The sequence below is a fragment of the Burkholderia sp. BCC1638 genome (genome assembly GCF_902833195.1).
GTDB classification, from domain to species: Bacteria; Pseudomonadota; Gammaproteobacteria; order Burkholderiales; family Burkholderiaceae; genus Burkholderia; species Burkholderia diffusa.
The window spans coordinates 38,200-58,218 of sequence record NZ_CADFEC010000009.1; the positions used below are offsets into that span (position 1 = coordinate 38,200).

A 20,019-nucleotide genomic window follows, 5' to 3' on the forward strand; every position below is an offset into this window, starting at 1 on the left:
AATGCTGACGGGACGAAAAAAACGCCGCGCAAGGCGGCGTTTTCCGGCAGGTTACATGTTCGGGTAATTCGGCCCGCCGCCGCCTTCCGGCGTGACCCACACGATGTTCTGCGTCGGGTCCTTGATGTCGCAGGTCTTGCAGTGCACGCAGTTCTGCGCGTTGATCACCAGCCGGTCGCTGCCGTCGTCGTTCTTCACGAACTCGTACACCGCCGCCGGGCAGAAGCGTCCCTCGGGCCCCGCGTACGTACGCAGGTTCACGTTCACCGGCACGTTCGCGTCCTTCAGCGTCAGGTGCGCCGGCTGGTTCTCCTCGTGGTTCGTGTTCGAGATGAACACCGACGACAGCCGGTCGAACGTCAGCTTGCCGTCCGGCTTCGGATACTCGATCGGCGTGCATTGCGACGCCGGCTTCAGCATCTCGTGGTCCGCATGCTTGTGATGCAGCGTCCACGGCACGTTGCCGCCCATCACCTTCTGCTCGAGCCCGACCATCAGCGTGCCGAGGTACAGCCCCTTGGCCATCCACTGCTTGAAGTTGCGCGCGCGGTACAACTCCGTATGCAGCCACGATTGCTTGAAGGCGTCCGGATACGCGTTGAGCTCGTCGCTCTGACGGCCGGCCTGCAGCGCGTCGAACGCGGCGTCCGCCGCCAGCATGCCGGTCTTGATCGCCGCGTGGCTGCCCTTGATCCGCGATGCGTTCAGGAAGCCCGCGTCGTCGCCGATCAGCGCGCCGCCCGGGAACACCGTCTTCGGCAGCGACAGCAGGCCGCCGGCCGTGATCGCCCGCGCGCCGTACGACACGCGCTTGCCGCCTTCGAGAAACGCGCGGATCGACGGATGCGTCTTGTAGCGCTGGAATTCTTCGAACGGCGACAGGTACGGGTTCGTGTAGCCCAGGCCCACCACGAAGCCGACCACGACCTGATTGTTGTCCATGTGATACAGGAACGAGCCGCCGTAGGTGTCCGACTTCAGCGGCCAGCCGGCCGTGTGGATCACGAGACCCGGCTTGTGCTTCGCGGGATCGATTTCCCACAGTTCCTTGATCCCGATCCCGTACGCCTGCGGATCGGCGTTCGCGTCGAGCTTGAACTTCGAGATCAGTTGACGGCCGAGGTGGCCGCGGCAGCCTTCGGCGAACAGCGTGTACTTCGCGTGCAGCTCCATGCCGAGCTGGAAGTTCTCGGTCGGCTCGCCGTCCTTGCCCACGCCCATGTTGCCAGTGGCGACGCCCTTCACCGAGCCGTCGTCGTTGTAGAGAATCTCGGCAGCGGGGAAGCCGGGGAAGATCTCGACGCCCAAGGCTTCCGCCTGCGCGCCGAGCCAGCGGGTGACGTTGCCCAGCGAGATCACGTAGTTGCCGTGGTTCTTGAAGTTGTCGGGCAGCGCCCAGTTGGGCGTCGTGACGGCGCTCTTCTCGGACAGGAACAGGAAGCGGTCTTCCGTCACCTCGACGTTCAAGGGCGCGCCCTGTTCCTTCCAGTCGGGGAACAGTTCGGTGATCGCGCGCGGGTCCATCACCGCGCCCGACAGGATGTGCGCGCCGATCTCGGAACCCTTCTCGAGCACGCACACGCCGATCTCGGTGCCTTTCTCGGCGGCCAGTTGCTTGAGCCGGATCGCCGCCGACAGCCCGGCGGGGCCGCCGCCGACGATCACGACGTCGTATTCCATTGATTCGCGCGGGCCGTATTGCTCGATGAGGCTTGCGGGGGTCATTGGCGTTCCTCTAACCGTTAGAATGCTTTTATTCGGGAGCGTATTGTCTGCGAAACGAAACGCTTGCCGCAACAGCATGCGCGTAGATTAGCACGATCGTTCTATTTTTTGTGCTAGGGTTATGCTGCGTGGGACAGGGCGCCCGCGGCGGCGAAACGACATCGAAAGGGGATGTGCAATGGGTCGATCGATCAATCTGGAAGGCAAGGTCGCGCTGGTCACGGGCGCATCGAGCGGCCTCGGGCAACGCTTCGCACAGGTGCTGTCGCAGGCCGGCGCGAAGGTCGTGCTCGCGAGCCGCCGCGTCGAGCGCTTGAAGGAATTGCGCGCGGAAATCGAGGCGGCGGGCGGTGCCGCGCACGTCGTGTCGCTCGACGTCACCGACGTGCAGAGCATCAAGGCGGCCATCGCGCACGCGGAAACGGAAGCCGGCACGATCGACATCCTGGTGAACAATTCGGGCGTCTCGACGATGCAGAAGCTCGTCGACGTGACGCCGGCCGATTTCGAGTTCGTGTTCGACACCAACACGCGCGGCGCGTTTTTCGTCGCGCAGGAAGTCGCGAAGCGGATGATCATGCGCGGGAACGGCAACGGCAAGCCGCCTTACCGGATCATCAACATCGCTTCGGTGGCCGGGCTGCGCGTGTTTCCGCAGATCGGGCTGTATGCGATGAGCAAGTCGGCGGTCGTGCAGATGACGCGTGCGATGGCGCTCGAATGGGGCCGCCACGGAATCAACGTCAACGCGATCTGTCCGGGCTATATCGATACCGAAATCAATCATTACCTGTGGGAAACCGAGCAGGGCCAGAAGCTGCAGTCGATGCTGCCGCGCCGGCGCGTCGGCAAGCCGCAGGATCTCGACGGGCTGTTGTTGCTGCTCGCGGCCGACGAGTCGCAGTTCATCAACGGCTCGATTATCTCCGCCGACGACGGCTTCGGCCTCGCCTGAGTGGATGACATTCAGCAACAAAGAAGACTGCAATGAGCGAATATTCCCCCGTATTTGAAATGTCGATGCCGATCCGCTGGGGCGACATGGATGCATTCGGCCACGTGAACAACACGGTCTATTTCCGCTACATGGAACAGGCCCGGATCTCGTGGTTCGAGCAACTCGGCATCGCGGGCGGCAACGGTGAGGGGCAGGGGCCCGTGATCGTCACGGCGTCGATGGAGTTCCTGAAGCAACTTCACTATCCGGGCGACGTGATCGCGAGGATGTCGGCCGCGAAGCCCGGCCGCAGCAGCTTCGACACTGGTTTCGAGCTGACGCGCGCGGACGATCCGGAGCACGTCTATGCGCGCGGCAACGCGCGCTGCGTATGGGTCGACTATGCGCTCGGCAAGTCGGTGCCGCTGCCGCAACTGCTGCGCGACACGATCGAGCGCGCGCTCGCGGCGAAGGTCGGCTGAGCGCGGCGGCACCGAAGCCGGCGCTCGGGCGCCGGTGTGTCGCCATTTCCCGTTGAAAATCTCCGGAATCGGCCGCTTCACGCGGCCGATTGCCATTCCGGGGGGGGCTTTTACTGGCCGAGCAGGCGCTGCAGCAGTTCCGGCGTATTGTTGGTGCCGTACTTGCGCATCAGCCGCGCCCGATAGATGTCGACCGTGCGCGAACTGATGTCGAGCACGCGCCCGATCTGCTTGCTGGTCTTGCCGGTCGCGAGCTGCGCGGCGATCTCGCGCTCGCGCGGCGTCAGCTCGACGGCGACGCGGCGCGTCGCGCTCAGGTCCTCGAACGTCCAGACGCCGGCTGCGAGCGGTGCGGTGCGGTCGAGCGCGCGGCCCGTCACGTGGCACCAGAACAGCTCGCCGTCGGCTCGTTTCATGATTCTGTCATCGGCGTAGGTGCCGTTCGCGATCATCACGCGCGAGATGCGCTCGCCGATGCGCTGGAATTCGTCCGGCGACGGATAGAGCACTTCGTACGACTTTCCGATCAGGTCGGCCCGCGCACAGCGGAAGATCGACGCGAGCGCGTCGTTGCAGTCCTCGATCACGCGGTCGCGCGACATCACGAGGCCGAGCGGCGCGAGGTGAAAGGCAGTCTGGTAATCGAGAGCGGGCATGGCGCAGGCAAGCGGAGGCAAACGCTTATGTATTTTTGCGTATTGTGCCGCATCCGCGCCGCATCGTACCCTTTCAGGCATCTCGCGGCGCCTTGTCGCGATATAAAAACAGCGCGCTTCGACGCAGGTATCGCCGTGCATGCATAGAATGATGCGGCGGGCTTGCGGCCCAGTGGGCGCGTGAACCGGTTTTGCTGGTTTCCATAGAGGAAGGGACATACAGATGAACAAAGTCTATCCAAGCGCGGCTGCCGCGCTGGAAGGGATCGTCCGCGACGGACAGACCTTCGCGGTGGGCGGCTTCGGCCTGTGCGGGATTCCCGAGGCGCTGATCGCGGCGCTGCGCGACTCCGCCGTCAAGGGCATCACCTGCATCAGCAACAACGCGGGCGTCGACGGCTTCGGTCTCGGCCTGCTGCTGGAAACGCGCCAGATCAAGAAGATGATCTCGTCGTACGTCGGCGAGAACAAGGAGTTCGAGCGCCAGTACCTGGCCGGCGAACTCGAGCTCGAATTCACGCCGCAGGGCACGCTCGCCGAGAAGCTGCGCGCGGGCGGCGCCGGCATCCCCGCGTTTTTCACGAACACCGGCTACGGCACCGTGATCGCGGAAGGCAAGGAAACGCGCCAATTCGGCGATCGTCATTACGTGCTCGAGCCGTCGCTGACGGCCGACGTCGCGCTTGTGAAGGCGTGGAAGGCCGACAAATCCGGCAACCTGATCTATCGCCGCACCGCGCGCAACTTCAACCCGATGTGCGCGATGGCGGGCAAGATCACCGTGGCGGAAGTCGAGGAGATCGTCGAGAACGGCACGCTCGATCCGGATCAGATCCATACGCCGGGGATCTTCGTGCAGCGCATCGTGTTGAACGCGACGCCCGAAAAACGCATCGAACAACGCGTCGTACGCGCGAAAGGAGACTGACATGGCCTGGAATCGTGACCAGATGGCCGCGCGCGCGGCGAAGGAACTGCAGGACGGCTTCTATGTGAACCTGGGCATCGGTCTGCCGACGCTCGTCGCGAACCACGTGCCGGCGGGCGTCGAGGTGTGGCTGCAGTCGGAAAACGGCCTGCTCGGCATCGGCCCGTCGCCGACCGAGGACGAAGTCGACGCCGACCTGATCAACGCCGGCAAGCAGACCGTCACGACGCTGCCGGGTTCGTCGATCTTCTCGTCGGCGGATTCGTTCGCGATGATCCGCGGCGGCCACATCAACCTCGCGATCCTCGGCGCAATGCAGGTCAGCAAGACGGGCGACCTCGCGAACTGGATGATCCCGGGCAAGATGATCAAGGGGATGGGCGGCGCGATGGACCTCGTCGCGGGTGTGAAGCGCGTCGTCGTGCTGATGGAGCACGTCGCGAAGGGCGACCAGCACAAGATCCTCGACGAATGCAATCTGCCGCTGACGGGCGTCGGCGTGGTCGACCTGATCATCACCGATCTCGGTGTGATCGAAGTGACGCCGAATGGCCTGAAGGTGCTCGAGCTCGCCGACGGCGTGAGCGTGGAAGAGATCCAGACGAAGACGGGCGCGCCGCTCGATGTGAGCGCGGTCGCGTAAGCGCTGGTTTACCGGCGCGACTCTCGACGCCCCGCGTTCCGCGATGGAACGCGGGGCGTTTTGTCATGGCCGCATACGCTACGCGATTGCACCACCGCCGTCGATCAGCACCGTCGAGCCGGTCGCATAAGGCGTTGTCGCCAGATACACGATCGCATTCGCGACGTCCTCCGGCTGGCCCACGCGGCGTGCCGGAAGGCGCTGCGCGGCGCCCGCGTACATCGCGTCGCGCGCATCGGGCGCGAGCTTGTCCCACAATGGCGTCGCGATCAGGCCGGGTGACACGGCATTCACTCGAACGGGTGCCAGCTCGAGTGCAAGGCCACGGGCGAGCGCCTCGAGCGCCGCGTTGATCGCGCCCTGCAGGACCGACGATGCGTTCGGCCGTACGCTGAGGTAACCCGACACGAACGTCAGCGAGCCGCCGGGCGCGATATCGATCGAGCGTGCGACGCGGTATGCGCCCCAGAATTTGCTGTCCATCGCGGCTTGCGCGTCGGCAAGCGGCAGCGCGCGGACCGGGCCCGTCGCCGTCTTCGCGGCCGAAATCACGACGTGGTCGAACTGGCCGGCGCGCGCGCAGAACGCATCGACGGCCGCCGTATCGGTGATGTCGAGCACTTCGGCGCGGACTTGCGCGCCCGGCGCGACATCTGCATTGAACCGGGCCGGGTCGCGCGATGCAATCGTCACGACAGCGCCATGTTGTGCGAATGCTTTCGCGGCGGCGGCACCGATGCCGGAACTGCCGCCGACGACGAGTATCTTCTTTCCGTGGAGTGAATCGTTCATGGTGGTCCTTCCGAGGTGATGAGGTGAGCGCAATCCGGTCAGATCGTTTCGGCTTCGCGCAACGTCGACGGGCTGTGCAGGGCAAAGCGGGCAATGTCGTCCTTGCGCATGAAGGCAACGCCCGGATGCGATCGAGCGTAGTGCAGGAATGCGTCCCACGCACGGACCATCTGCGGCGTGCCGCTGATCCGGTCGTGCGCGCTGATCGACATCAATCGCCGCCGCTGTCCGGCTTCCGCGTACAACTGGTCGAAATCGAGCTTGATCTGATCGAGGAACATCGTCGGCGAATAGTTGCGGCCTTCGATCAGCAGGATGTCGTTGTTGCGCAACGTGTACGGAACGACCGCGAAATCGCGACCGTCGACGGTTTCGATGAAGGGCTCGTCGCGGCTGACGTCGTCGATGTGATACAGGTAGCCGAGTTCCTGCAGCAGCGGCAGCGTGTTCGGTCCGCGCCGCAGCCAGTTGCAGTTGTAGCCGATCGGGCGCCTGCCCGTCACTGCTTCGACCATGTCGCGGGCTTCGGTGAGGAAGCGGCGCTCGTCGTCGCGATTCATCGCGAACTGCGATCGCCAGGTCGGGCCGTGCGCGGCCGCTTCGTGGCCGCGCGACACGATCTCGCGTGCCAGTTCGGGATGCCGGCGCGCGGCCTCTCCGATCATGTGCGACGTGACTTTCACGCCATGCCGGTCCCACAGGTCGAGAAGGCGCGGAATGCCTTCGCGGTAGCCATATGCGAACCACGTGGCCGACGCCAGATCGACCGGCACCGATGACGGGAATTCGACGGACGGGAACGGGCTATCCGCGCCCTTCGGCGGTTGTCCGCCGGCCTCGAACTGCATCGAGATCGAGATGACGAGGCGCGTGTCGTCCTGCCAGAACCCGCCGGTACCTGCCGATGCCGGGCCCGGTGTCGGGGCGGCCGTTGCCGACCCGGAGGCGCCCGCGGCCATCGCGATGCCGGCTGCCAGCCCGGCGCCCGCTTGTGCAAGAAACGTGCGGCGAGCCGGATGCGTTGTCGAACCGTGATTGCGGTGAGTCATCGTTTCCTCCGTCAGCCGACGAGCCCGAGCTGACGCATCAGCGTCAGGTTGTCCTCGATGTGCCAGTTTTCCGCTATCCGGCCATGGTCGATCCGGTAGATATCGGTCGCGATGAAGTCGATCGCCTGTCCGTTTCCGGTCGTTCCATTGAACGTGCCGGTGAAATGTCCGCGAAAGTGCAGGTGCACGACGACACGGTCGCCCGCCACGATCATCTGTTCGATGTCGCAGTGCAGGTCCGGGATGGCCGTACGCATCGTGCTGGACGCCGCGAGTGGTCCCGCTACACCTTGCTCACGACCGGCCGGCAACGTTCGGTCGACGAAATCGGCCGCGAGTGCGGCGCGGGCGAGGGCGGCATCACCGGTATTCCAGAAGGTGCCGTAGCGACGCGCGGCGAGGATTTGCGCACGTGCCTGCGTAGCCGGCACGTCGGCCGCGACCGTCAGGCTGTGCGCATCGAGAAGGTCGGCGGCGCGGGATACCGCAGGCGACAGCGCAACGACGCAGGCCGCTGCAGCGATGACGCGGCTGATCGGGCGTGCGATCGAAGGAAAGGGGATCGGCATGGTTTCGGGTGTCCTCTGGATGGCGTCGTGGGGCGACGCGGTACAGGTATGGTAGGTTTCCGTTTCGAGCTGAAATACGGGGAAAAGGCGAATGGATTATTCGAAAAAAGGAAAGGTCGACGCAGGGCAGGTGCCGCGATGCTGATCGACGATCTCCCGGCGCTCGATACGTTCGCGAGAATCGTGTCGGCCGGCAGCCTGTCCGCAGCGGCGCGCGAGCTTGACTTGTCGCTGTCCGTCGTCAGCAAGCGGCTCGCGCATCTCGAGTCGCAACTGGGCGTGCGTCTGCTGCACCGGACGACGCGGCAGCAGACGCTGACCGACGACGGGGCGCAGTTCCATGCGCAGGTGCTGCGCATCCTGGCCGAGGTCGATCGCGCCGAAACGCTGATGAGCGACCGTCGCGGCACGGTCAGCGGCGTGCTGCGCCTGACGGCGCCCGGCGAGCTCGGCCGGCTGCGGATCGCGCCGCTCGTCGCGGCGTTTCAGCGGCAACATCCGGAGCTGATCGTGCAACTGATGCTGACCGACACAATCGTCGATCTGCTCGCGCAGGACATCGACGTTGCCGTGCGGATCGGCAGCCTTGCCGATTCGACGATGATCGCGCGCGAACTGGCGCCGAATCATCGCGTGCTTTGCGCGTCGTCGAGCTATCTCGCCGTGCACGGGCTGCCGGCTCATCCGGCCGAACTTCGTGCACATCGATGCATCGTGATGGGCGACCAGCCTCGTACGGAGTGGCGGTTCGACGGTGCACAGGGCGCAGTGACGGTCGAAGTGACGGCCGCGCTGCTGACGAACGACGGCGGTGCGGCTCGTACGTTGGCATTGGAGGGCGCGGGCATTGCGCTGAAGTCGATCTGGGACGTCGGTGCCGATCTCGAGGCCGGCCGGCTCGTGCGTGTGTTGCCGACATTCGCGGCGCCTGCGGCACCGCTCCATGCCGTCTATCCCGGCGGCCGTCACGTGCCGCTGCGCGTGCGGGCGTTCGTCGATTTCCTGCGCGACCAGTTGCGCGAGACGTGGCGCCGCAGTGCGTGAGCGGTCGGGAAGATGCGTCGGATGACCGCGGCCGCGTCACGGCCCGTCGTTGCGAAGCGGTTTACAATCGTTCGCATCGGGCGGCGCGAGTGTTGCCCGCCGCACCGCCCCCGTTCGACAGGATGCCAACGATGCCAACAACCTCAGCGAATCCTCCGGTTCCCCGTCAGCGACGTGTGCAGTGTGCGAGCGCCGCCGGCCTTCACCACGTCGCCTATACCGAATGGGGCGACCCCGCCAATCCTCGCGTGCTGGTCTGCGTGCACGGCCTGACCCGTTCGGGGCGCGACTTCGACCGGCTTGCCGCCGCGTTGTCCGATACGTATCGCGTCGTCTGCCCCGACGTCGTCGGGCGCGGACGCTCCGACTGGCTCGCCGATCCGCGACTTTATGCGATTCCACAATATGTGGCCGACATGGTCACGCTGATCGCGCGGCTCGACGTCGAGTCGGTCGACTGGTTCGGCACGTCGATGGGCGGCCTGATCGGCATGGCGCTCGCGGGGCTTCCCGGTTCGCCGCTGCGCCGGATGATCGTCAACGACGTCGGCCCGCGCATCGAGCCCGATTCGCTGACGCGCATCGGCGAATACCTCGGCGTGCAGCCGCGTTTCGCGACCGAACAGGAGGGCATCGACTATCTGACGTCGCTATCGCTGCCGTTTGGCGCGTTGACCGACGACGAATGGCGCGAGATCAACGGGCCGTTGCTGCGCGAGCTGCCCGACGGGGGGTGGACGATGCGCTACGATCCGCGCATCGCCGAGCCGTTCAAGGCGACGACGCCCGAGCTGGCTGCGCTCGGCGAGGCCGCGCTGTGGCGCGCGATCGAGACCACCGACGCGTCGCTGCTCGTCGTGCGCGGCGAGCGTTCCGACCTGCTGTCGCGCGACACGTTGGCGGAGATGGTGCGTCGCGGCCGGCACGTGACGCAGGCCGAGATCCAGGGCGCGGGCCATGCGCCAGCGTTCATCGGCGATGACCAGATTGCGCTTGCCCGCCGGTTTTTCGTCGAAAGCGACGCATAAACGCGTCATAATATGCGGTTCGGCGGCACGCGGGCCGCGTCGTCGCCGATTCTCACCCACTCATACGACCGGAACATTCCATGGCAGTCATTCGTCACCACGTCGGAGCGCGTCTCTCCGAAACCGCGATCCACAACGGTACCGTGTATCTGGCCGGCCAGATCGCCGAAGACACCACCCAGGACATCAAGGGCCAGACGCGCGAAGTGCTCGGCCACATCGACCGCCTGCTCGCCGAAGCGAACAGCGACAAGGCACATCTGCTGTCGGTGCAGATCTACATTTCGGATCTCGCGAACTTCGAGGGCATGAACGCGGAGTGGGACGCGTGGGTCGCGCAGGGCAATACGCCGCCGCGCGCGACCGTCGAGGCGAAGCTCGCGGATCCGGCGCTGCTCGTCGAGATCGTCGTCGTCGCCGCGCAACGGAGCTGAGCGAAGCGTTCCGATGACAGCAATGCGCCAGGCCGTGCGATGACCGAGTCCGTTTCCGCTTCTTCAGTCGCAGCACCGTCGTTCGACGACGTGCTCGCGTTCGTGCGCGAGCGTGCCGGTGACGCACGCCTGTCGTCGGGCGAGCTGCTGGCCGATCACTCGGCGGGCACGGCGTCGATCATGCGCACGCTGAACGTCGATCCGCACGCGATGCAGGCGGCCGCGCTGTTCGTGCTGACGCCGCACCTGAGCGATCCCGAGCGGGAGCTGACCGAACGATTCGGCGAAGAGGTCGCGCGGCTCGTATCCGACGTGCGCAAGCTGCTGCGGCTCGGCACCGTGAGCCTGCGCGCCGCGCAGAACGCAATGCCGGACGCCGGGCGCGACGCCGCCCAAGAGCGGCGCACGCAGATCGAGGCGTTGCGCAAGATGCTGCTTGCGTTCGCGCAGGACATCCGCGTGGTGCTGATCCGGCTGGCGTCGCGGTTGCAGTCGCTGCGCTACTACGCGGCGGCGAAGATCGATCCGCCGCCCGACGTCGCGCGCGAGACGCTCGAGATCTATGCGCCGCTCGCGAACCGTCTCGGTATCTGGCAACTGAAGTGGGAGCTCGAGGACCTCGCGTTCCGCTTCGAGGATCCGGTCACGTACAAGCGCATCGCCAAGCTGCTCGATGAAAAGCGCATCGAACGCGAGGCGTACGTCGCGCAGGCGATCGAGCGGCTGCAGCACGAGCTGGCGGAAGCGCACATCCCGGCCGACGTGAGCGGGCGGCCGAAGCACATCTACAGCATCTGGCGCAAGATGCGCGGCAAGGAGCTCGATTTCTCCGAGCTGTACGATGTGCGCGCGTTCCGCGTGATCGTGCCGGACATCAAGGATTGCTACGCGGTGCTCGGCATCGTGCATCACCTGTGGCAGCCGGTGCCGAAGGAATTCGACGATTACATCTCGCGTCCGAAGCCGAACGGCTACAAGTCGCTGCATACGGTCGTGATCGGTGACGACGGCCGCGCGTTCGAAGTGCAGATCCGCACGCAGGAAATGCACCGTTTCGCGGAGTACGGTGTCGCCGCGCACTGGCGCTACAAGGAGGCCGGCGCGCGCGGCTATGGCGGCCAGTTCTCGGCGAGCGACAAGTACGACGAGAAGATCGCGTGGCTGCGCCAGCTGCTCGCGTGGAAGGACGACGTTGAGGACGGCACGGAAGTATCCGGCGACCAGGCGTGGGCCCAACTGCGCGAGACGTCGCTCGACGACGACCACATTTACGTGCTGACGCCGCAGGCGCGGGTGATTGCGTTGCCGCAGGGCGCGACGCCGGTCGATTTCGCGTACCACCTGCACAGCGAGCTCGGCCATCGCTGCCGCGGCGCGCGCGTCGACGGTGTGATGGTGCCGCTGAACACGGCGCTCGCGAACGGCCAGACGGTCGAGATCGTCGCGGTGAAGGAGGGTGGGCCGTCGCGCGACTGGCTGAACCTGCAGCTCGGCTACCTGAAGAGTCCGCGTGCGCGGCAGAAGGTGCGTGCGTGGTTCAACTCGATCGAGCAGGAAGAGAACATCGCGCATGGTCGCGCGCTCGTCGAAAAGACGCTGCAGCGCGAGGGCAAGACGTCGGTCAATCTCGACAACCTCGCCGCGAAGCTCGGCTTCAAGTCGCCCGAGGAGCTGTTCTCGGTCGTCGGCAAGGAAGAATTCAGCCTGCGCAACGTCGAGCATGCGCTGTCCGATGCGCCGCCGCCCGAGCATGCACCCGAGGCGCCCGCCGATTTCGAGAAACGCAGCAGTGGGGCGAGTGTCGCGCATGGCGCGTCGACCGGCGTGCTGGTGGTCGGCGTCGATGCGCTGCTGACCCAGCTTGCGCGCTGCTGCCGTCCGGCGCCGCCGGACCCGATCAGCGGCTTCGTGACGCGCGGCAAGGGGATGTCGATTCACCGCAGCGACTGCCCGACGTTCCGGCGCATGGCCGAACGGGCGCCGGAGCGCGTGTTGCAGACGACCTGGTCGGCCGACGTGCTGGGCGGCCGTGGCGTGTCCGTCTATCCGGTCGATCTGATGATCGAGGCGAGCGACCGGCAAGGCTTGCTGCGCGACATCTCCGAAGTGTTCGCACGCGAGAAGATGAACGTGGTGGGCGTGAAGACGCAGAGTCGCCGGAATGCGGCATTCATGCAGTTCACGGTCGAGGTGTCGAATTCCGCGCAGGTGCAGCGCGCGTGCACGCTGCTCGGCGAGGTGCCGGGTGTCGTGCGGGCGGGGCGCAAGACGTGACGTCCCTATAAATGGGGTTGGAGCGCGATCATTTTGCTGCGACCGCATAAAAACGCTTGCCAAGTGAACGATAGCCCCATATAATTTTAGCTTCTCTAGGCTCGTAGCTCAGCTGGTTAGAGCACCACCTTGACATGGTGGGGGTCGTTGGTTCGAGTCCAATCGAGCCTACCAACGAATTGAGAATGCCCGGTTTCCGGGTGTTCGATGCAGTAAATAACTCAACGCGAACAAGGCGAATACGGTTATGACACCGCGAACGTTGACCGAAACCTTTTCGGAGCGACGCTAGTCGAGGAACCCTTTCGCCCTTTCAGTTTGAGTGAAGTATCGAATGCGGCCCCTCGAAAGCGGGGCCGCATTTTTTTTGTCGCGAAATTTTCGCGCGTGACTTTGATATCGCGTGCTTGGTCTGCCGCCCACTGTCGGCATCACGGAGATTGCTATGGTTTCGATACGCTTGCCTGACGGCTCAGTTCGACAATACGAGCATCCGGTGACAGTTGCCGAGGTTGCGGCCTCGATCGGTCCCGGCCTTGCGAAGGCTGCGCTTGGTGGCAAGCTCGACGGCGAGCTGGTCGATACGTCCACGGTCATCGATCGCGATGCGTCGCTCGCAATCGTCACGGACAAGGATGCCGACGGTCTCGACATCATCCGTCACTCGACCGCGCACTTGCTTGCCTACGCGGTGAAGGATCTGTATCCGGATGCGCAGGTGACGATCGGTCCGGTGATCGACAACGGCTTCTACTACGACTTCTCGTATAACCGCCCGTTTACGCCCGAAGATCTGGAAAAGATCGAAAAGCGCATGCAGGAACTCGCGAAGAAGGACGAGCCGGTGACGCGCCGCGTCGTGTCGCGCGACGAGGCGGCTGGCTATTTCCGCAGCCTCGGCGAGAAGTACAAGGCCGAAATCATCGAATCGATTCCGCAAAGCGACGAAATCAAACTGTACTCGCACGGCGGCTTCACGGACCTCTGCCGCGGCCCGCACGTGCCGTCGACCGGCAAGCTGAAGGTCTTCAAGCTGATGAAGGTCGCGGGCGCGTACTGGCGCGGCGACTCGAAGAACGAGCAGTTGCAGCGCATCTACGGTACGGCCTGGACGAAGAAGGAAGATCAGGATCAGTACCTGCACATGCTCGAGGAAGCGGAAAAGCGCGACCACCGCAAGCTCGGCAAGCAGCTCGACCTGTTCCACATGCAGGAAGAATCGCCGGGCATGGTGTTCTGGCATCCGAAGGGCTGGGCGTTGTGGCAGCAGGTCGAGCAGTACATGCGCCGCCGCGTGAATGAAGCCGGCTACCAGGAGATCAAGACCCCGATGATCATGGACCGTTCGCTGTGGGAGGCGTCGGGCCACTGGCAGAACTACCGCGAGAACATGTTCACGACGGAGTCGGAGAAGCGCGACTACGCGATCAAGCCGATGAACTGTCCGGGGCACGTTCAGGTGTTCAAGCACGGCCTGCGCTCGTACCGCGACCTGCCGCTGCGCTACGCGGAATTCGGTTCGTGCCATCGCAACGAGGCATCGGGCGCGCTGCATGGCCTGATGCGCGTGCGCGGCTTCGTGCAGGACGATGCGCACATCTTCTGTACGGAAGATCAGATCATTGCGGAGTCGATCGCGTTCAACAAGCTCGCGATGAGCGTGTACGGCGATTTCGGCTTCGAGCACATCGACATCAAGCTGTCGCTGCGTCCCGAGCAGCGCATGGGTTCCGACGAAACGTGGGACCGTGCCGAGCAGGGGCTGCGCGAAGCGCTGACGGCCTGCGGCCTGTCGTGGGAAGAGCTGCCGGGCGAAGGTGCGTTCTATGGACCGAAGATCGAGTACCACATCAAGGATGCGCTCGGCCGTTCGTGGCAATGCGGCACGCTGCAGCTCGACATGATGCTGCCGGAACGCCTCGGTGCCGAGTACGTCGCGGAAGACAACAGCCGCCGCCGGCCCGTGATGCTGCACCGTGCGATCGTCGGTTCGATGGAGCGATTCCTCGGCATTCTGATCGAGCACCACGCTGGTGCAATGCCGGTCTGGCTCGCGCCGTTCCAGGCAATTGTGCTCAATATCGCCGAAAGTCAGGCGGAATACGCACAATCTCTGGCCCAAACGTTGCAAAAACAAGGGGTTAGAGTGGCGGCCGATTTGCGCAATGAGAAGATTAGCTATAAAATACGCGAGCACACGCTGGAAAAGGTGCCTTATCTCCTCGTCGTGGGCGATAAGGAGCGTGATGCGCAAACGGTAGCCGTGCGTGCCCGTGGCGGCGTCGATCTTGGCGTTATGCCGATCGAAGCCTTCGTTGAGCGTCTGCAGGAAGACCTGCGCTCGTTCAAGTAACCGCCCTGGCAGCGCGGCTCGTTTTTTTAATTTTTAGAGGAAACGTAACATCGCTACTGATAAGTCGTCGCATCGCATCAACGGTGAAATCACTGCGCCGGAAGTGCGTCTGGTCGGGATCGAGAACGAACCGCTCGGTATCGTAAAACTCGCTGATGCTTTCCGTAAATCGGAAGAGCTGGATGTTGATCTGGTGGAAATCGCGCCGCAAGCGGTTCCGCCGGTCTGCCGTCTGATGGACTACGGCAAGTTCAAGTATCAGGAGTCCAAGAAGCAGCACGAAGCCAAGCTGAAGCAGAAGGTCATCCAGGTGAAGGAAGTCAAATTCCGCCCGGGTACCGATGACGGTGACTACAACGTCAAGCTTCGCAATCTCGTGCGCTTCCTCGAAGAGGGCGACAAGACGAAGATCACGTTGCGTTTCCGCGGCCGTGAAATGGCTCACCAGGAGATCGGCATGCGGATGCTTGAGCGTCTGCGCACGGATCTCGAGGAAGTCGGCCAGGTCGAGCAGATGCCGAAGATGGAAGGGCGCCAGATGATCATGGTGCTCTCGCCGAAGAAAAAGAAGTAACGGGCCCGCGCGCATGCCGCGCAGGTTCGAAAGTGGTTCGGTGCGTTGCCCGGTCAGGGCGGCGCGCCAACAATGACGGCGGCTGCGCAAGTGGTTCGCCGTACACAAGTGGACTGGGTTTCGAAGGGCGGGTCAAGGGCGCAAGCCAACCGCACACCCATCGCCATCAAATAAACTGGAGTTGTTCGTCATGCCTAAGATGAAGACCAAGAAGAGTGCTGCAAAGCGCTTCGTGGTGCGTCCGGGCGGTACCGTCAAGCGCGGTCAAGCCTTCAAGCGTCACATCCTGACCAAGAAAACCACGAAGAACAAGCGTCACCTGCGCGGCGCAACGGCAGTTCATGATTCCGATCTGAACTCCGTCCGCGCAATGCTGCCGTTCGCGTAACCCCTCAACTGATACTCCAAGGAGAGAAACATGCCTCGAGTCAAACGTGGGGTAACCGCACGGGCCCGCCACAAGAAGATCATCAACCTGGCCAAGGGTTATCGCGGCCGTCGCAATAACGTCTACCGCATCGCCAAGCAGGCGGTGATGCGCGCTGGTCAGTACGCGTACCGCGATCGCCGCAACAAGAAGCGTGTGTTCCGCGCACTGTGGATCACGCGTATCAACGCGGCAGTTCGCCAGCACGACATGACCTACAGCGTGTTCATCAACGGCCTGAAGAAGGCGTCGATCGAACTCGACCGTAAGGTCCTGGCCGACATGGCGGTGTTCGACAAGGCTGCTTTTGCTGCGATCGTCAAGCAGGTGAAAGCCGCCGTTGCAGCCTAATTGCGAAATTAGCACTGCGTGGTTAGTTGCAGCGATGTTCCGGTAGTTTCGGCCGCTGCAGCGAAAACGGGGCTCTTCCGAGCCCCTTTTTTGTTTGGCGGGCAGTTTCGCTCGCCAAGACCGAATGACGTTGGAAATGATGGGATCTATGGATCTGGACCAGATTGTCGCCGACGCGCAGCAGTCCTTTGAACAGGCTGCCGACATCACCACGCTCGAAAACGAGAAAGCACGATTTCTCGGCAAGTCGGGTGCGCTGACCGAGTTGCTCAAGGGCCTCGGCAAGCTCGATCCCGAAGCACGTAAGACCGAAGGCGCACGCATCAACGTCGTGAAGCAGCAGGTGGAAGCCGCGCTGACCGCACGCCGCCAGGCGCTCGCCGATGCGCTGCTGAACCAGCGCCTTGCCGCCGAGGCGATCGACGTCACGCTGCCGGGTCGCGGCGCCGGTGCAGGCAGCCTGCACCCCGTGATGCGCACGTGGGAGCGCGTCGAACAGATTTTCCGCTCGATCGGCTTCGACGTAGCCGACGGTCCCGAAATCGAGACCGACTGGTACAACTTCACGTCGTTGAACAGCCCGGAGAACCATCCGGCGCGTTCGATGCAGGACACCTTCTACGTCGAAGGCAAGGACGCCGACGGCCGCCAGCTGCTGCTGCGCACGCACACGAGCCCGATGCAGGTGCGTTACGCGCGCATGAACCGCCCGCCGATCAAGGTGATCGCACCGGGCCGTACGTATCGCGTCGACAGCGATGCGACCCACTCGCCGATGTTCAATCAGGTCGAGGGGCTGTGGATCGACGAAAACATCAGCTTCGCCGACCTCAAGGGCGTCTATACCGACTTCCTGAAGAAATTCTTCGAGCGCGACGACATCCTCGTGCGCTTCCGTCCGTCGTATTTCCCGTTCACGGAACCGTCGGCCGAGATCGACATGATGTTCGAGCACGGCAAGAACGCCGGCAAATGGCTCGAGATCTCGGGCTCGGGGCAGGTGCATCCGACCGTGATCCGCAACATGGGCCTCGATCCCGAGCGCTACATCGGCTTTGCGTTCGGCAGCGGCCTCGAGCGCCTGACGATGCTGCGCTACGGCGTGCAGGATCTCCGGCTGTTCTTCGAGAACGACCTGCGTTTCCTGCGCCAGTTCGCATAACGCACGCGCCGCGCCGACACGTGCCCGCGCATGCCCGCCGGACGTTTCCGACGGGGGCCGGGCGCCGATCTAACCTGTTTCGAACGTAGACATCCATGCAATTCCCTGAATCCTGGTTGAGAACCTTTGTCGACCCGCAGCTGACGACCGACGAACTGTCGCACGCGCTGACGATGGCGGGGCTCGAAGTCGAATCGCTGAGCAAGGCTGCGCCGCCGACGTCGAAGATCGTCGTCGGCCGCGTGCTCGAAGTCGTCAAGCATCCGGATGCGGACAAGCTCAATGTCTGCCAGGTCGACGCCGGCACCGGCGCGACGCTGAATATCGTGTGCGGCGCACCGAACGTGGCGCCCGGCATCAAGGTGCCGGTCGCGCTAGTCGGCGCGGAATTGCCGCCGGCGGAAGAGGGCGGCAAGCCGTTCGCGATCAAGCTGTCGAAGCTGCGCGGCGTGGAGAGCCAGGGGATGCTGTGCTCGGCGCGTGAGCTGAAGCTGTCCGAGGACCACAGCGGCCTGCTGATCCTGCCGGAAGACACGCCGGTCGGCCAGGACATCCGCGATACGCTCAATCTCGACGACACGATCTTCGAAATCAAGCTGACGCCGAACAAGGCCGACTGCCTGTCGGTGTTCGGCATCTCGCGCGAGACGGCCGCGATCACCGGCGCGCCGCTGACGCCGGTCGACATCCGTCCGGTGCGCGTCGAGCTCGACGAAACGCTGCCCGTGCGCATCGCCGCCCCCGATCTGTGCGGCCGCTTCTCGGGTCGCGTGATCCGCGGCGTGAACGCACATGCGAAGACCCCGCAATGGATGGTCGAGCGCCTCGAGCGTTCGGGCCAGCGCAGCGTGTCGGCGCTCGTCGACATCTCGAACTACGTGATGTTCGAGCTCGGCCGCCCGTCGCACGTGTTCGATTTGGACAAGATCCACGGCGGTATCGAGGTGCGCTGGGGCAAGCGCGGCGAGTCGCTGAAGCTGCTGAACGGCAACACGGTCGAGCTCGACGAAACGGTCGGCGTGATTGCGGACGACCGTCAGGTCGAAAGCCTCGCGGGCATCATGGGCGGCGACAGCACGGCCGTCACCCTCGACACGACCAACATTTACCTGGAGGCCGCGTTCTGGTGGCCGGACAGCATCCGTGGCCGCGCGCGCAAGTACAACTTCTCGACCGATGCGGCCCATCGCTTCGAGCGCGGCGTCGATTATGCGACGACCGTCGAACACGTCGAGCGCATCACGCAGCTGATTCTCGAGATCTGCGGCGGCAAGGCCGGCCCGGTCGACGACCAGGTAGTGAACCTGCCGCAGCGCGCGCCGGTGAAGATGCGCGTGTCGCGCGCGAACCGCATCATCGGCGTGAAGATCGACGCCGACGAGATCGCCAACATCTTCACGCGCCTGCGCCTGCCATTCGAGCGTGACGACGACGCATTCCTGGTCACGCCGCCGTCGCATCGCTTCGACATCGAGATCGAGGAAGACCTGATCGAGGAAGTGGCGCGCATTTATGGCTTCGAGAAGATTCCGGCGCGCCCGCCGGTCGCGACCAGCGAGATGCGCGCGACCAACGAGACGCGGCGTTCGATCCACGATATCCGCCACGCGCTCGCGGCGCGCGACTACGCCGAAACGGTCAACTTCAGCTTCGTCGATGCGGAGTGGGAGCACGACTTCGCCGGCAACGACAACCCGATCCGCCTGCTGAACCCGATCGCGAGCCAGCTGTCGGTGATGCGTACGACGCTGTTCGGCAGCCTGATCTCGGTACTGCGCCACAACCTGAACCGCCGCGCGGATCGCGTTCGCGTGTTCGAGACGGGCCGCGTGTTCCTCGCCGATCCGTCGGTGAAGGCCGGAGAACTGACCGTCGAAGGCTATACGCAGCCGAAGCGTGTCGGCGCGCTCGCATACGGCCCGGCGGTCGACGAGCAGTGGGGCGTCGCGACCCGCGCAGTCGATTTCTTCGACGTGAAGGGCGATCTCGAGGCGCTGCTCGCGCCGGCCGCCGCGCGCTTCGTGAAGGCCGAGCATCCGGCCCTCCATCCGGGGCGCAGCGCGCGCATCGAGGTCGATGGCCGCGCGGTCGGCTGGATCGGCGAGCTCCATCCGCGCCTGATGCAGAAGTACGAGCTGCCGCACGCGCCGGTGATGTTCGAAATCGACGCGGATGCGCTGATCGCACGTGCGCTGCCGGCCCCGACCGACGTGTCGAAATTCCCGCCGGTGCGGCGCGATATCGCGGTCGTGGTCGATCAGGCGGTCGAGGTTCAGGCGCTTTTCGACGAAATGAAGAAGGCGCTGGCCGAAGACGCCTGCCGATTCGTTCAGAAGGTTGTACTCTTCGACGAATTTCGTGCAAAATCAAATACTTCCGGTGGTCTCGCCGCGCACGAGAAGAGCCTTGCCTTCCGCGTGACGCTGCAGGACGCGGCTGGCACGCTACAGGACGAGGTCGTCGATCAGGCGATCCAGACGCTGGTCGAGCGGATGGCTCGTGCTGGTGCCCGCCTGCGCGGCTAAGGAGAGGGGCCGTCCGTTTGAGGGCGGCGCTTCCCCATCGTGAGTTTTGGTTTAACGCGCTGTATG

19 protein-coding genes and 1 tRNA gene are annotated in these 20,019 nt (G+C 64.3%); 15 read left to right on the top strand and 5 right to left on the bottom strand.

The window, feature by feature from the left end; translation table 11 throughout:
* Positions 1-51: 51 nt before the first annotated feature.
* Entirely contained in the window at positions 52-1,725 is a 1,674-nt protein-coding gene (locus tag HWX22_RS13025; RefSeq protein ID WP_175915774.1) for an electron transfer flavoprotein-ubiquinone oxidoreductase, read from the bottom strand.
* 178 nt (positions 1,726-1,903) lie between these two features.
* Between HWX22_RS13025 and HWX22_RS13030 the strand changes: the two genes are divergently transcribed.
* Both HWX22_RS13030 and HWX22_RS13035 read left to right on the top strand, forming a co-directional pair.
* Positions 1,904-2,680, top strand: coding sequence for an SDR family oxidoreductase (locus HWX22_RS13030; protein ID WP_059533114.1), 777 nt, complete (start codon positions 1,904-1,906; stop codon positions 2,678-2,680).
* Positions 2,681-2,712: 32 nt separating this feature from the next.
* A complete protein-coding gene (locus HWX22_RS13035) occupies positions 2,713-3,144 on the top strand; it encodes a thioesterase family protein (protein WP_059533112.1) in 432 nt (143 codons plus the stop codon).
* 110 nt (positions 3,145-3,254) lie between these two features.
* Here HWX22_RS13035 and HWX22_RS13040 read toward each other — a convergent pair whose 3' ends face one another.
* Positions 3,255-3,800, bottom strand: a complete 546-nt coding sequence (locus tag HWX22_RS13040; protein ID WP_059447349.1) for a LuxR C-terminal-related transcriptional regulator — start codon at positions 3,798-3,800, stop codon at positions 3,255-3,257.
* Positions 3,801-4,023: 223 nt separating this feature from the next.
* Here HWX22_RS13040 and HWX22_RS13045 point away from each other — a divergent pair, with 223 nt between their 5' ends.
* Together HWX22_RS13045 and HWX22_RS13050 are read left to right on the top strand one after the other, a co-directional pair.
* Entirely contained in the window at positions 4,024-4,728 is a 705-nt protein-coding gene (locus HWX22_RS13045; RefSeq protein ID WP_059533110.1) for a CoA transferase subunit A, read from the top strand.
* Position 4,729: 1 nt separating this feature from the next.
* Positions 4,730-5,371, top strand: coding sequence for a CoA transferase subunit B (locus tag HWX22_RS13050; RefSeq protein WP_059533109.1), 642 nt, complete (start codon positions 4,730-4,732; stop codon positions 5,369-5,371).
* Positions 5,372-5,449: 78 nt separating this feature from the next.
* Here the strand turns inward: HWX22_RS13050 and HWX22_RS13055 are convergent, their stop codons facing one another.
* Genes HWX22_RS13055 through HWX22_RS13065 form a run of 3 tightly spaced genes read right to left on the bottom strand, consistent with a single transcriptional unit; the run spans position 5,450 to position 7,781 of the window.
* On the bottom strand, positions 5,450-6,163 hold the full coding sequence (locus HWX22_RS13055; RefSeq protein WP_175915775.1) for an SDR family oxidoreductase: 714 nt from the start codon (positions 6,161-6,163) through the stop codon (positions 5,450-5,452).
* A gap of 38 nt (positions 6,164-6,201) precedes the next feature.
* On the bottom strand, positions 6,202-7,212 hold the full coding sequence (locus tag HWX22_RS13060) for a polysaccharide deacetylase family protein (protein ID WP_175915776.1): 1,011 nt from the start codon (positions 7,210-7,212) through the stop codon (positions 6,202-6,204).
* A gap of 11 nt (positions 7,213-7,223) precedes the next feature.
* Positions 7,224-7,781: an ester cyclase gene (locus HWX22_RS13065; protein WP_175915777.1), complete on the bottom strand. Its 558-nt coding sequence runs from the start codon at positions 7,779-7,781 to the stop codon at positions 7,224-7,226.
* A 138-nt stretch (positions 7,782-7,919) separates the two neighbouring features.
* Between HWX22_RS13065 and HWX22_RS13070 the strand changes: the two genes are divergently transcribed.
* The 11 genes from HWX22_RS13070 to pheT all read left to right on the top strand — a co-directional run bounded on the left by HWX22_RS13070 (position 7,920) and on the right by pheT (position 19,953).
* Positions 7,920-8,825: a LysR family transcriptional regulator gene (locus tag HWX22_RS13070; RefSeq protein ID WP_175915778.1), complete on the top strand. Its 906-nt coding sequence runs from the start codon at positions 7,920-7,922 to the stop codon at positions 8,823-8,825.
* A gap of 131 nt (positions 8,826-8,956) precedes the next feature.
* Positions 8,957-9,853: an alpha/beta hydrolase gene (locus HWX22_RS13075; protein WP_059818044.1), complete on the top strand. Its 897-nt coding sequence runs from the start codon at positions 8,957-8,959 to the stop codon at positions 9,851-9,853.
* An 80-nt stretch (positions 9,854-9,933) separates the two neighbouring features.
* Positions 9,934-10,287: a RidA family protein gene (locus HWX22_RS13080; RefSeq protein WP_014897238.1), complete on the top strand. Its 354-nt coding sequence runs from the start codon at positions 9,934-9,936 to the stop codon at positions 10,285-10,287.
* A gap of 39 nt (positions 10,288-10,326) precedes the next feature.
* A complete protein-coding gene (locus HWX22_RS13085) occupies positions 10,327-12,561 on the top strand; it encodes a bifunctional (p)ppGpp synthetase/guanosine-3',5'-bis(diphosphate) 3'-pyrophosphohydrolase (RefSeq protein WP_059818046.1) in 2,235 nt (744 codons plus the stop codon).
* A 97-nt stretch (positions 12,562-12,658) separates the two neighbouring features.
* A tRNA-Val gene (locus HWX22_RS13090) sits at positions 12,659-12,735 on the top strand.
* Between the two features lie 271 nt (positions 12,736-13,006).
* On the top strand, positions 13,007-14,914 hold the full coding sequence (thrS, locus tag HWX22_RS13095; RefSeq protein ID WP_059691822.1) for a threonine--tRNA ligase: 1,908 nt from the start codon (positions 13,007-13,009) through the stop codon (positions 14,912-14,914).
* A 49-nt stretch (positions 14,915-14,963) separates the two neighbouring features.
* A complete protein-coding gene (gene infC / locus HWX22_RS13100) occupies positions 14,964-15,488 on the top strand; it encodes a translation initiation factor IF-3 (protein WP_071734130.1) in 525 nt (174 codons plus the stop codon).
* Between the two features lie 190 nt (positions 15,489-15,678).
* Entirely contained in the window at positions 15,679-15,876 is a 198-nt protein-coding gene (gene rpmI / locus HWX22_RS13105) for a 50S ribosomal protein L35 (RefSeq protein ID WP_004191477.1), read from the top strand.
* A gap of 30 nt (positions 15,877-15,906) precedes the next feature.
* Positions 15,907-16,266: a 50S ribosomal protein L20 gene (gene rplT / locus HWX22_RS13110; protein WP_004192938.1), complete on the top strand. Its 360-nt coding sequence runs from the start codon at positions 15,907-15,909 to the stop codon at positions 16,264-16,266.
* A gap of 148 nt (positions 16,267-16,414) precedes the next feature.
* The gene (gene pheS / locus HWX22_RS13115; protein WP_014897235.1) at positions 16,415-17,428 is read left to right on the top strand and encodes a phenylalanine--tRNA ligase subunit alpha; all 1,014 of its coding nucleotides are present in this window, start codon (positions 16,415-16,417) and stop codon (positions 17,426-17,428) included.
* A 95-nt stretch (positions 17,429-17,523) separates the two neighbouring features.
* On the top strand, positions 17,524-19,953 hold the full coding sequence (gene pheT / locus HWX22_RS13120; RefSeq protein ID WP_175915779.1) for a phenylalanine--tRNA ligase subunit beta: 2,430 nt from the start codon (positions 17,524-17,526) through the stop codon (positions 19,951-19,953).
* Positions 19,954-20,019: the final 66 nt, after the last annotated feature.